The 12,884-nt window shown below is 50.4% G+C and carries 9 protein-coding genes; 4 read left to right on the top strand and 5 right to left on the bottom strand.

Translation table 11 applies throughout. The annotated features are described in order from the left end of the window. Positions 1-131 precede the first annotated feature (131 nt). On the bottom strand, positions 132-632 hold the full coding sequence (locus E8E00_RS09275; protein WP_096631280.1) for a YfbU family protein: 501 nt from the start codon (positions 630-632) through the stop codon (positions 132-134). A 172-nt stretch (positions 633-804) separates the two neighbouring features. Here E8E00_RS09275 and E8E00_RS09270 point away from each other — a divergent pair, with 172 nt between their 5' ends. Both E8E00_RS09270 and E8E00_RS09265 read left to right on the top strand, forming a co-directional pair. Then, on the top strand, positions 805-1,470 hold the full coding sequence (locus E8E00_RS09270) for an energy-coupling factor ABC transporter permease (RefSeq protein ID WP_069589348.1): 666 nt from the start codon (positions 805-807) through the stop codon (positions 1,468-1,470). 229 nt (positions 1,471-1,699) lie between these two features. Continuing rightward, positions 1,700-2,887 (top strand): MFS transporter, encoded by a 1,188-nt coding sequence (locus E8E00_RS09265; protein ID WP_096631283.1) that lies wholly within the window; start codon positions 1,700-1,702, stop codon positions 2,885-2,887. Between the two features lie 92 nt (positions 2,888-2,979). On the opposite strand, the gene focA is transcribed toward E8E00_RS09265, so the two are convergent. Continuing rightward, entirely contained in the window at positions 2,980-4,434 is a 1,455-nt protein-coding gene (gene focA / locus E8E00_RS09260) for a formate transporter FocA (protein ID WP_371414236.1), read from the bottom strand. A gap of 207 nt (positions 4,435-4,641) precedes the next feature. Here focA and E8E00_RS09255 point away from each other — a divergent pair, with 207 nt between their 5' ends. Further along, a complete protein-coding gene (locus E8E00_RS09255) occupies positions 4,642-5,547 on the top strand; it encodes a LysR substrate-binding domain-containing protein (RefSeq protein ID WP_069589352.1) in 906 nt (301 codons plus the stop codon). A gap of 55 nt (positions 5,548-5,602) precedes the next feature. Here E8E00_RS09255 and pflA read toward each other — a convergent pair whose 3' ends face one another. Continuing rightward, entirely contained in the window at positions 5,603-6,343 is a 741-nt protein-coding gene (pflA, locus tag E8E00_RS09250) for a pyruvate formate lyase 1-activating protein (RefSeq protein WP_077456180.1), read from the bottom strand. Between the two features lie 333 nt (positions 6,344-6,676). On the opposite strand from pflA, the gene E8E00_RS09245 reads away from it, so the two are divergent. Next, complete coding sequence (locus E8E00_RS09245) at positions 6,677-8,299, top strand: methyl-accepting chemotaxis protein (RefSeq protein WP_096631285.1); 1,623 nt, start codon at positions 6,677-6,679, stop codon at positions 8,297-8,299. A 180-nt stretch (positions 8,300-8,479) separates the two neighbouring features. Here E8E00_RS09245 and pflB read toward each other — a convergent pair whose 3' ends face one another. Together pflB and E8E00_RS09235 are read right to left on the bottom strand one after the other, a co-directional pair. After that, positions 8,480-10,756 carry a formate C-acetyltransferase gene (pflB, locus tag E8E00_RS09240; RefSeq protein WP_096631287.1) on the bottom strand — a complete coding sequence of 759 codons (2,277 nt, stop codon included), beginning with the start codon at positions 10,754-10,756 and terminating at the stop codon, positions 8,480-8,482. Positions 10,757-10,892: 136 nt separating this feature from the next. Then, positions 10,893-12,404, bottom strand: a complete 1,512-nt coding sequence (locus E8E00_RS09235) for a DUF3360 family protein (RefSeq protein ID WP_096631289.1) — start codon at positions 12,402-12,404, stop codon at positions 10,893-10,895. Positions 12,405-12,884 lie beyond the last annotated feature (480 nt).

Below are 12,884 nucleotides of genomic sequence, written 5' to 3'. Positions count from 1 at the left end.
TCTTGGCTTTGATGCGCTTTAGGGTACGGCGTTGTTAACGGTTCGACAAGCCAGATAAGCCAACCAAGGGGACAATCCATCAAAAAGCCGCCCAATAAGGCGGCTTGATGCTGAGATTCAGCGGCGAGACATTACGCGTTGAGAATACGCTCAATCTCGGTCAGGCTTAAGTGGAATTGGCGCGGGCAGTGGCGCCAAATTTCGAGCATTCGGCGGTATTTTTCCAGCATAGGCATCTGGCTATTAAAGCGATGCTCGCCTTGATCGAATTGGGTATATAGCTCTTCGGTATCAACCAAGAAGCGCACGTAGTGCACTAACGCGCCTTCCGTGGCGGCATCAAAGCCCCAGAATTGGACGCGGCGTGGTGACAACGCGGCTTGGCTAGCGTCATCCAATAGGTTGTAAGAGGCCTGCATTGCGTGGTGCATTTCCATAATATCAATCACTTCGCGACACTGGGTTTCACACAGTGCTTCAAATTGACTGATCACCTCTGCCATTTGTAATGCGTAGCCGCGCTCGATAATGGTCTGCAAACGGCGATATTTTTCACTGTTTGAGGGATCGAGGTGGCACATCAATTGGTATTGGTTAGATAAAATAAGACGTTGAGCAGGGGTCATATCCATCGCGGTTGGCCTCTTCACTAATAAAGGTAAAATAGCGTCTATCAAAGATGACAAACAATAAGAGAAGATTATCAGTTGCGCGATGGGCAAATCTTGATCTGGACCATGTCCGTAGCACGTTTTTCACCCGCTCATGTGCAATTGTTGATTTTGCCTTTAGTAAGGATGCGATATGAGTGATTTAGCCGCGCTAAGTGGCTGGCAATGGCTGGGTTGGATTGTGTTTGTGGCGGTGCTTTATGTCACTTACCCACGGGAGTTTTTCCCTAAACTCCGTCAGGAAGTTGGTTACCAGCATTTGGCGTTTTCGTCCGCGGTTGTACTGTTCGTACTTTGGGCCTTGCAAGCAGGGATCAAAGAAGGGCTCGATATCCATTTTTTAGGTGTCACGACACTGGCTCTGTGCCACGGCTGGCGAATCGCCATTTGGATTACCACGGTGCCTTTGACGCTTATGGCGGTGTTTGGGTTTGTGCCCCTTGGCGATATTGGTATGACGGCCTTGACCACAGCCGTGCTCCCCATTCTGTTTAGCTATGCCATTTTTGCGCTGAGTTATCATTATTTAACGCGCCATTTATTTATCTACATTTTTATTGCCGCTTTTTTGGGCGCTGCGCTGACCATTGTGTTTCAGCTGTCGGTGAGTTCGCTATGGTATTGGGCGGCGGACCGTTATAGCTGGCAAGAAATTGTACACAATTATCTGCAAATTGCGTTGCTGATGTGGTTCCCTGAAGCGCTACTAAATGGGATGGCGGTGACCGTGATGGCGGTGTATCGGCCGCATTGGTTACGCACCTTTTATGATCGCGAGTATTTATCGCCTGAGCGATAAAAAAGACGTGACACCTGCTGACAAAGTCGTTAAAAAAAGCGGGCAGGTGTTACGTTTATCCCTCTGACTTTATGGCGTTTTTATCTATAGGCGCCCGTGAATCCTTCCATCAAAATTTTTTATCATCAGCAAAGAAATTACTCGCTTTACCTTGGCGAAAAGCGGCGTCATAGTGCGCGCGTCTCGGCCCGTTCGTGCCTGATTTCTCCAATATAATGAGCGTACTTAAATGAACAAGACTTCCTCTGTGTCTCATGGTGGTTGCGTGACTCCGTCGGCTTTCCCTTGGGTGCCGTTGGTGAGTTTAACCGGCTTTGCGATTGCCAGTGGCTATTTGATGAGCTTGATTCCGCTTGCCCTTGCACCTTTGGGGTTGGCGCCGCATCTAGCCGCATGGCTAGCCAGTGCGTTTTACGCCGGTTTGTTATTGGGTGCGACGTTCAGTGCACGTATTGTTGCGACGCTGGGGCATCGCCGTGCGCTGGTGATGTTTTTGGGTATTGTGCTGCTCTCCATTACCGCCATGGCGGCGATTAAAGGGCAGGGCGTCTGGTTGCTTGCGCGCTTTGTGGCGGGCGTTGCCATTGCCGGTGTCTTTGTGGTGGTTGAGTCTTGGTTGCTGATGGCCGATTCTGATCGCCAGCGTGCGAAGCGATTAGGTTTTTACATGGCGGCTTTGTACGGCGGTAATGCTTTAGGGCAGCTCGGCGTGGGCTATGTCGGCGTGACTGGCAATCAGCCTTATTGGCTTATTGGTGGACTGATTACGCTTGCGATCATGGTGCCTTTGTTTGCACGTCATGGCGAACCTCGCCGTGAGGAAGGCCATAGTGCACGTTTAGGATCGCTCAAATCTTTGCGTAAAGCGGCCTATATTGGTTGCTTGGTGTCTGGACTGACACTCGGTGCCGTTTATGGCCTATTACCACTGTATTTGGCTGAGCGAGTCAGTGATCACCAACAAGTGGGCGCTATGATGGCGCTCGTCATTGTCGGCGGGATGGCCGTACAGCCCGTTATTGGTCTGGTATCGGCAAGAATGAGTAAAGTGCTGCTGATGACATGGCTATGTGTGATTGGCACTGCGGCTGTCGCCTTAATTGCTTTTGCGGGCAGTCAATGGCAAATGGGTATCGGACTAGTTGTGTTGGGTGCCGCTGTGTTTGCGATTTATCCTGTAGCGATTACCTATGCCTGTGTCGGGCTGGCCGCTGAGAAAATCGTGGCGGCCACCGAAGTACTGCTGCTCGCGTATAGCGTTGGCTCCGTATCAGGCCCGTTGCTGGCAGATAACGCATTTTCTGGCACCGATGGTTTGATGACCTATTTAGCCGTTTGTTTGTTAAGTACGGCGGTTTATATGTTGGTGATGTATGTGAAAGAGCGTCGTCAAATGCCCGACCTCAGTGCGGCTTAACATCGCTCAGAACCGATAAGGCAACAAACGATAAAGAAACGCCCCGGTCATTGGCTGGGGCGTTGTTATATGAGGCTTAGCGTCTCTGTCTGTTACGCGGTGACGAGCCCTTCTTTGGCGTCTGCTGGCAAGATATCCATGGCATTACCATATAAGGGCGCTAGCGCTCGGACCACATCGGCACGGGTAATCACGCCAACCAGCTGATTATCGCGCATCACTGGATAGATATAAGGGCGCGAGACCGTCTGTGTTTTCGCACGCTCTAGCGCGGATTGATTGGTAAAGTGGGTGGCGATCCCGGTATCGCTGACCGGATAAACCACTTTGTTATCAATGCTCATATATTGCGCCAGTTCAATCACTGATTGCTCGGCATCCACGGTTTGTACTTCAGTGCGCATCAGGGATTCAACTTTGGCATCCATATCCGGCTGATAATCGTTCCACCACAGGTCGACGAGAACATCTTGCACCGAGAAAAAGCCCACCAGATCACCGTCATCGTCGAGAACCGGTGCGCCGGATAACTGATATTGGTTAAGCTTTTCTAGTGCATCGGCGACATACTGGCGTGCGTTCAATGCGCACTGAGCGGGTTTCATGTGTTTTTCGATGGTTAATGTTTCTTGGGTCATAATCGCACTCTCAGAATAGGAAGCCGAAGGCAGAGCGAGTGAAGCAATCTGCGCTGTTTTCTTTTCTCTTTCAGGGTTAATAATTAGCCAGTAGCCCATGCCGACCAGTCCTGCGCCCCCAAGGATATTGCCAAGGGTGACAGGGATCAGATTGGCGCTGATAAATCGGACCAAGTTTAAATCGCTAAATGCGTCTGGGCTGGCTCCCACCGCCTGCCAAAAACTGTCAGGGGCAAAGGTGGCAATACTCATGCCCAGCGGCACCATAAACATGTTGGCGACGCTGTGCTCAAAGCCGGTACTGACAAACATGGCCACGGGCAAGATCACCATCACCGCTTTGGTGAGTGGGTTTTGCGAGGTAAACGTCATCCAAATCGCAAGACAAACCAGCAAGTTACAAAGCACACCCAGTGCAAAAGCTTGGATCCATGTGTGGTGGAGCTTGTGTTGGGCAACGTGCAACGCATTGAGTCCCCATTGGCCATCATCAAGCTGATATAACCCCGCCGTCATCACGATCAACACCAGCAACAAGGCGCCGAGTAAGTTGCCGAGATAGACTCTCGCCCAGGTATGCAGTAAGCCCGCGGTTGAGATTTTGCCGTTGGCACGCGCCAGCATGGAGAGCACGGTACTGGTAAACAATTCTGCGCCGCCCAGTACCACCAGAATCAAGCCCATACTGAATGCTAATCCACCCAACAAGCGGGTGATCCCCCAGCCAGCGTTGCTGCCAGTGGTAACCGTGAGATAAAACACAAATGCCAACCCGATAAACAAACCGGCCATCATGGCGAGCCCAATCGCCATTCGGGTGGATTTGCGGGTTTTACTCACCGCATACTCTTCAGCTTGAGCGAGTAACGCCGCGGGTCCTTCGGGCTTTTTGATTTGAGTTGCACTCACCATTGGCTGTCTCCTCTGGCGGCACACTCTGCCCGAGGGCTAAGACATATCAACATACAGGTTGTACTCCTTTTTAGACGGATTGTGAATACATCCAGACTAAGCGGCGCGATATAAGGAGTAAAATTGATATTGCTTAGGGTAATAATCACAAAAGTTGATAGTGTGGTGTCATTGAAATCAGGCATCGTAGAAGGGTAAAAAAACATGCGCTACTCACTGAAGCAATTAGCCGTTTTTGAAGCGGTTGCAGCCAGTGGCAGTGTGAGTCGAGCCGCCGACCAATTGGCACTGACGCAATCAGCCACCAGTATGGCCTTGTCACAGTTGGAAAAATTATTGGGTCGGCCGCTGTTTGAACGGCAGGGAAAGCAAATGCAGCTGACCTACTGGGGAGCGTGGCTACGTCCGAAGGCGCGCCAGTTACTGTTTGATGCGCAGCAAATTGAAGCAGGGTTTGACGGCCAGCATGTGGTCAGTGGCGATATTGCCTTAATTGCCAGTCAAACGGCGGCCGAGCATCTTATTCCTGACCTTATCAGTATTATTGATAGTGACTTTCCAGAGCTTAGAATCGACTTTACGGTGAAAAATACCCAGAAGGTGATCGACAGTGTGCGCCAATATCAACATGATTTGGGGATCATCGAGGGGCGTTGTGACGATAGCCGCTTAAAGCAACAAGTTTGGTGCCATGACCATCTTGTCGTGGTTGCGGCAAAGCATCACCCTTATGCGCAGCTTGACCACGTTAGCTTGGCGCAACTCGAGCAGGCACAATGGGTATTACGCGAACCCGGCGCAGGGACGCGACATAGCTTTGATAGTGCGATTCACGGTGTGATTGAAGATCTGGATGTGCGCCGCGAGTATGAGCAAGTGCCTGTGCTGAGAACCTTAGTCGCAAACTCGAGTTATCTCAGCTGTTTACCTTACTTGGACGTAGAAAAATGGATTGAGCGCGACGAGCTGGTGGCTTTGAATGTACCTGAGCTGAATATGCGGCGGACGCTTTCGTTTATTTGGCGCGCGGATGCGGCAGCGAACCCGTTACGCGACTGCATTATTCGCGAAGCGACACGGATGACCAAAGCGCGTCGACGCGATATGTAATACAAAAAAGCCGGCCCCAAATGGCCGGCTACTCGTGGTCTATCCACGGGATTAATTAGTAGGTGACCGTATGCCCATAACTACTAATGATGTTTTTGACGTTATCCATCACTTCTTTTGATGGTGGAGCAACGTCCTGCAGCTCGTAATCGTAGCCGAGTGCTTCCCATTTGTGGGCCCCCAACTGGTGGTAGGGCAGTAATTCCACTTTCTCGATGTTATCCATCTCTTTAATAAATTGGCCGAGACGGTGGGCGGAGTCATCATCGTCGGTGTAACCCGGGACAACCACGTAACGAATCCACGTCTTTTGGCCAATTTTATGGAGATAGTTGGCAAAGTCGAGCGTGCGGCGGTTTGATACGCCAACTAAATTCTCATGGATCTCATCATTCAGTTGTTTGAGATCTAACATCACCAAGTCTGTGGCGTCTAACACTTCATCAATCACTGGAGTGTGTTTACGCACGTACCCATTGGTATCTAAACAGGTGTGGATCCCTTCCGCTTTCGCGGCTTGGAAAAAGTCACGCACAAACTCAGGTTGAAGCATGGCTTCTCCCCCTGAGGCGGTCACACCGCCGCCCGATGCCGTAATGAAGTGGCGGTAGGCACGCACATCTTTCATGATTTCATCGACGGTGACTTCTTTGCCGCCATGCGTGTCCCAGGTATCACGGTTGTGACAGTATTTGCACCGCATTAAGCAGCCTTGCATAAAGACAATGAAACGGATTCCGGGGCCATCTACGGTGCCACAGGATTCAAACGAGTGGATGCGACCAACTGCCGACATAAGTGTCTCCAGACTGCGAATTGCTATGTCGTTATTTTATTACAAAACCCCGCCTCAACGTAAGGGAATTCGCGTCTTTTTCGCGATTTTGTAAGTTGTCTGAATCACCGTTTGCAGTGCCTACCAACTTAGATCACAGTTCCATTTTTTGGTCTTATCACAATGAGATCACACCGAGGAAAAAACCATGTCGATATTGAGGTAACTCTTATGTCTGCCCAAACTTACGTGCAACACATCGAGAAAACAGACATGGACGGGTAAGGATGTGTGTGAATACGTCGAGGGCTTGCTGCGTTGACGTGTTGAAGCCGAAAAAGTTGGGAATCAATAATGAAAAAAATTAGTGATTTAAGGGTAAAGAACAAGCTAATTGCACTTATGTTAGTCGCCATTGCATTACTTGGCGCAATCAGTGCTTACACTATTTCAAAAGAAAAAGACCAGGCGTATACCGAGCGGACTGCCTCGTTACGTAATAACGTGGAGGTTGCTGAAAGTGTGGTGAACTACTATCGCCAGCAAGCGGCGCAATTGGGTGAAGAAACCGCCAAGGCGCAGGCGATTGCTCAGTTAAATAAACTGCGTTACGACGGCGATAACTATTTTTGGGTGTTGAAGCCTGATCTCACCATAGTGACGCACCCCATCAAGCCGAACTTGAATGGGACCAGTGCTAGCTCACTGACGGACGGTGATGGCCGTTTTCATTGGCGTGAAATGGTAAAAGTGAGTCAACCGCCGGAAGGCGGGGTGCTGGATTACACGTGGCGATCGCCAGAAGGGGAGTTAAAACCCAAGATCTCTTACGTGAAGCGCGTAAGCGGCTGGAATTGGATCATTGGTTCAGGCGTGCACGTCAGCGATATTGAAGAACAGTTTATTACCTCGGCGTGGCAGATCGCGGGTATGACGTTGATCGCGGCGGTGATCTTATTGGTGGCGGGCGCGTTTGTGAGCCGTGATATCGTGATGCCGCTTGATGAGCTGGTGGAAAAATTTGACCGAATTGCCGGTGGTGACTTGCGCGTACAATGTGGCTACACACGCGAGGATGAAATCGGCAAATTGGCACGTCGAATGGATACGGCGATGACCAGCGTCCGTGAAGCGTTACGTATCGCGCATGATGAAGCCAAACAATCGTCCACTATGGCGTCGTCGATTGCCTCGGCCAGCGAGCAAAGTGCGCAAAGTATCCAATCGCAGCGCGCTGAACTGGAGCAACTGGCAGCAGCGATGAACGAAATGACGGCAACGGTGGCGGATGTGGCTGACCATGCAGAGCAAACGGCGCAAGCGACCAATGAAATTGCCGATATGGCCGAAGTGGGTAACCACAAATTAGACAGTACGGTGGCGAGTATTCGCGAGGTGGCGGAGCGTATTGCCAGTGCCGATAAGCTAGTGAACCAAGTGAAACAAGGTGTGATGCAAATCAGTGATGTGGCGGGAGTAATCCAAGGCATCTCTGAACAAACCAATCTGTTAGCTCTAAATGCGGCGATTGAAGCGGCGCGAGCGGGTGAACAAGGTCGTGGCTTTGCGGTGGTTGCCGATGAGGTGCGCTCGTTGGCGCAAGGCACCCAGAAGTCGACCACTGAAATTCAAGGCACCATTGAGGAGCTGACCAATAACGCGATTGAAGCCGCCGAAGCGATGAAGTCGAGCCATCAATCCAGTGAAGAGAGTGTGGATACGGCGCTCGAAACACAACAGCAGCTAAAAGACATGGTGGCGGCCTTGCATCAGTCTAATGATCGTGTGGTGCAAATTGCGGCGGCTGCAGAGCAGCAAGGCACTGTCTCAGAAGAGATGAATCAGAATGTGAGCAACATTCACAACTCGGCCAATGAAATCAGTGGTGCGGCCACCCACCTTGCCGAACAAAGCCAACTATTGGCTGATTCCGCGCGAGAGTTGGATAGCAAACTCGATCACTTTGAGGTGGTCTAGTGCCTGAGTAAACGAGCGAGTCTGGCAACGGGTGTGCCTTGGTTGGAACTTAGATGGATTGCAGATGCGTTGCTGACTAAATCGTGAAAGGGAAACAGGTGATAAACAAAAACCGCCAGCATTGCCGGCGGTTTTTTCTTTTCAAAAGCCCCTCTTGCGCGAAGGGCTCTTGATCATCTCTTACAGTGAAGAGGTGAAGGTACGAGTGATGACGTCTTGCTGCTGCTCTTTGGTCAGCGAGTTAAAACGTACCGCGTAACCAGAAACACGGATAGTCAGCTGAGGATAGTTCTCAGGATGTTCCATCGCATCGAGTAGCATTTCACGGTTCATCACGTTCACGTTCAAGTGCTGGCCGCCTTCTTGACCGCTTTCATGGTGGAAGTAACCATCCATTAGACCGGCAAGGTTAGCGCGCTGGGTGTTTTCATCTTTACCCAGAGCATTTGGCACGATAGAGAAGGTATAAGAGATACCGTCTTTGGCGTGGGCAAATGGCAGCTTACCAACAGAAGTCAGCGACGCAACTGCGCCTTTTTCGTCACGGCCGTGCATTGGGTTAGCACCTGGTGCGAAAGGCATACCCGCTTTACGACCATCTGGTGTGTTACCGGTTTTCTTACCGTATACCACGTTCGAGGTGATAGTCAGGATAGACTGTGTTGGGATAGCGTCACGGTATGTTTTCAGTGAACGGATTTTGTTCATGAAACGCTCAACCAGGTCACAAGCGATTTGGTCAACACGCTCATCGTTGTTACCGAACGTTGGGTATTCGCCTTCGATTTCAAAGTCGATTGCAATACCGTCTTCGTCACGAACAGGTTTCACTTTTGCGTATTTGATCGCAGACAGTGAGTCAGCCGCAACGGATAGACCTGCAATACCACATGCCATAGTGCGACGTACGTCACGATCGTGCAGTGCCATCAGCGCCGCTTCGTAGCTGTATTTGTCGTGCATGAAGTGGATGCTGTTCAGGGCAGTCACATATTGCTTCGCCAGCCAGTCCATCAGGTGATCCATGCGGTCCATGACTTTGTCATAGTCCAACACTTCGTCAGTCATTGGCGCGTGTTCAGGCGCAACTTGGATTTTCAGCTTCTCATCGATACCACCGTTGATGGTATAAAGCAGGGTTTTCGCCAAGTTGGCACGAGCACCGAAGAACTGCATATGCTTACCGACCACCATTGGTGATACACAACATGCAATGGCATAGTCGTCTGACTCGAAGTCTGGGCGCATCAGATCATCGTTCTCGTACTGGATAGACGAGGTATCGATAGACACTTTGGCACAGAATTTTTTGAAGCCTTCAGGCAGTTTTTCAGACCAAAGCACAGTGATGTTTGGCTCTGGGCTTGGACCCATAGTGTATAGGCTGTTAAGGAAACGGAAGCTGGTACGAGATACCAGAGTACGTCCGTCCAGACCCATACCAGCTACTGATTCAGTTGCCCAAATTGGGTCGCCAGAGAAGAGATCATCATACTCAGGCGTACGCAGGAAACGAACCATACGCAGTTTCATTACGAAGTGGTCGATCAGCTCTTGCGCTTGTTCTTCAGTCAGTTTGCCAGCGGCCATGTCGCGCTCTAGATAAATATCTAGGAAGGTTGACGTACGGCCCAGTGACATTGCTGCACCGTTCTGGGTTTTCACTGCACCGAGGTAGCCGAAGTAAGTCCACTGAATGGCTTCTTGCGCGTTTTCTGCTGGGCGAGAAATATCACAGCCGTATTTCGCTGCCATTTCTTTAAGTTGGCCCAGTGCACGGTACTGCTCTGCAATTTCTTCACGCAGTTGCATGGTCATTTGCAGATCTTCGCCGTTTTCGAATTTCTCTTGCAGAGAATCGAACTGCGCTTTTTTGTCTTTCATCAAGAAGTCGATACCGTATAGCGCGACGCGACGGTAGTCACCGATGATACGACCACGGCCGTAGGCATCAGGAAGACCAGTCAATACGCCAGACTTACGACACTTCATGATTTCAGGGGTGTAGATATCGAAAACGCCTTGGTTATGGGTTTTACGATACTCGGTGAAAACTTTCTTCACTTGTGGGTCAAGCTCACGGCCATAAGCGTGGCAAGAACCTTCTACCATGCGGATACCGCCGTAAGGCAGCATGGCGCGTTTTAGCGGCGCGTCAGTCTGTAGACCAACAATCTTTTCCAGATCTTTTTCGATGTAGCCGGCGTCATGAGAAGTCAGGGTAGAAACCACAGACGTATCAAAGTCAACCGGTGCATGCGTCGCGTTCTCTTGCTTGATGCCTTCCATCACGCGGGCCCACAGTTGGCGAGTCGCGTCAGTTGGCTCAGAGACTAGGAATGATTCGTCGCCCTCGTAAGGGGTATAGTTTTTTTGGATAAAGTCGCGAACATCAACGGCTTTGCTCCAGTTACCTTCAACAAATCCTTCCCATGCATTAGAAACGTGCTCAGACATGTTGCACCTACCTGTACTCTTTTCAAAAAGAAGTTTATCGGGACCAGGTTCAGTCATAGTGTTTGTCAGTATGGCTGACGCCTGCGACCCATCGATTTAAATCCGGATTACCCCGCCCGTAAGCGGGGCTGAGTTATTACAATAACGCTGGAATGCCGGGAATCATTCCAACTGCCAACATGGCAGCAATACAAATAATCACAGTGACGGTTGGAATCACCAGACGGTCAACCGCTGACAGCGTTTTAGGACGCTCTTTGTCACCGATAAGGCCGTTGTTGTCCAAAAGCATTGTGACTGCCCAACCAAAGACTGGGTTAACAGCCATGGAGGCGAAAATACAAATACCGGCTGACTGACTTGACTTGGCGTCTTTGACCATTTGCATACCAGCTTCAAGCAAGGGTAGGAATACCCCTGAAAGCAGTGCGATAGTCATCACTGGAGGCCAAGTGGCAACGTCCATTGGGTAACCAATCAAAGCCACACCGATACACAGTAAACCGAGAATAATGGCACCACCTGGGATAGGGCGGCGAGCAATCGCAGCCGGGATCATATAGGTGCCCCATGATGAGGTGATGTTACCGCCACCTACAGAGGCGCCGACCATTTGGCGAATTGAGCAGCCTGTCATGGTGTCATCCACATCCATCAGTACTTTTTCGGCTTTCTTAGGATAGTTTAGTTCCTGGAAAATACGGTGACCAAGGAAGTCTGGCGACCACATCGCAACCGCGAGTAAAGCAAATGGTAATGACGCTAAGAAGTGCGATACATTGGGCAAACCTAGCTGCCAACCTTGTTCAGTCGATCCCCACCAGTACACAGGGTTGAGGTTCGGGATACCGGGTTGGGTGACGAACTCTAACGACGAGCCCGCACCTAGCGCGGTAGCAATTAAACCACCAGTAATGGCACACACAGGGATCGCCAGCCAGCGCTTACCAATCCGTGCCAAGAAGGCATAAATCACAATCGACACGGCAAGGATCAAGATGGAGACATAGCCCATGTTGATCTCTGCGCCCCATGCCAACAGGCTCTCAATTTGCCCTTTTGCGCCACCAAAGCCGAGGAAAATCAGCAAGCCACCGGCCACACCCTGACTGGTGAGGTTCACCAGTTTGGATCCGCCTTTGAGGTAGCTTAAGGTCAGGCCAAATACACCGATCAGAATACCAAGAGCAAGTGGATGAGCACCGGCCAAGGCGATGGTTCCTACTAACGGGATCATCGGACCGTGGTTACCGGCTAAGTTCGCGCGGGGGTTGATAAAGCCGCACAGTAACACACAAAACAATAAAGCCGGTATCAACATTTCCACGCGAGCAACCTCGACGGCAAATGCTTTTCCTAGTGTGATGTGATCCCACGCTGCGGTTAGCCCCTCAGCCCATGACATCATTACCGCAGAATACATTGCGATGATGCCGATGGTACCTGCTAGCGCGGGAACGAGATCTTCAAGTTCAAAACGGAAGTCACGGCCGGGCAGGTTTAGTCCCCAACGGCGCGGACGCATGATTTGTAGTTCGTGATTCAGGTAGTCAGCGCGGGAGGCGAACGATGAAGCCGGCTTGTGCTTCTTTTGATATTCGCTTTTTTCTTCGTGACTCACACTGCGGTCTTGAGCATGTGTTGCCATAATTTCCTCGTCTACAGAAAGCAAAAGCTTTCGAAACAGTGGTTTAGCCAGTCTTTATAGTGTTTTTACGCTGGCCTTGTGGCCGTGTTCTGTTTCGTTATCAGCATGCTAACAATAGAGGATTTTCTGAATGTTGACTTAGATCATTACCGTGTAATTTTTTTACGTGCCACGGCCGGTTATCGGCGCTTTTTAGCGCGCTAAATGTGCCTAAAAAGCCACCCATGTCGGAGTTTTGTAATTTTTTTACCAAAAATCACGCCTAAAATGTGCTACAAAACAGGCGAATATCGAGGGTGAAAGTGAGTGACTGACGCGAGGAACGCGATCACACGCCAAGGAATGTAGACAGCATGACGGCAAGCGCTGCTGATAAAGAAAAATTACGTTATAGTCATCCCATCATGGTTGAATAATGGATGAGTTTGGTGCGGCGACTGATTTCGAACTTAGGAAGCGCTTTTTCGAGTAAGGGAATTC

The organism is Salinivibrio sp. YCSC6, assembly GCF_004916735.1.
Classification (GTDB): domain Bacteria; phylum Pseudomonadota; class Gammaproteobacteria; order Enterobacterales; family Vibrionaceae; genus Salinivibrio; species Salinivibrio proteolyticus.
Note: the sequence above shows the minus strand (reverse complement) of the source record. Positions and strands in the feature narration are given on the sequence as shown.

Coding starts and splice junctions, on each gene's coding strand:
- pflA (WP_077456180.1), bottom strand. CDS start 6,343: ATGTCGGCAGTTGGTCGCATCCACTCGTTTGAATCCTGTGGCACCGTA.
- E8E00_RS09265 (WP_096631283.1), top strand. CDS start 1,700: ATGAACAAGACTTCCTCTGTGTCTCATGGTGGTTGCGTGACTCCGTCG.
- E8E00_RS09270 (WP_069589348.1), top strand. CDS start 805: ATGAGTGATTTAGCCGCGCTAAGTGGCTGGCAATGGCTGGGTTGGATT.
- pflB (WP_096631287.1), bottom strand. CDS start 10,756: ATGTCTGAGCACGTTTCTAATGCATGGGAAGGATTTGTTGAAGGTAAC.
- E8E00_RS09255 (WP_069589352.1), top strand. CDS start 4,642: ATGCGCTACTCACTGAAGCAATTAGCCGTTTTTGAAGCGGTTGCAGCC.
- E8E00_RS09245 (WP_096631285.1), top strand. CDS start 6,677: ATGAAAAAAATTAGTGATTTAAGGGTAAAGAACAAGCTAATTGCACTT.
- E8E00_RS09235 (WP_096631289.1), bottom strand. CDS start 12,404: ATGGCAACACATGCTCAAGACCGCAGTGTGAGTCACGAAGAAAAAAGC.
- E8E00_RS09275 (WP_096631280.1), bottom strand. CDS start 632: ATGGATATGACCCCTGCTCAACGTCTTATTTTATCTAACCAATACCAA.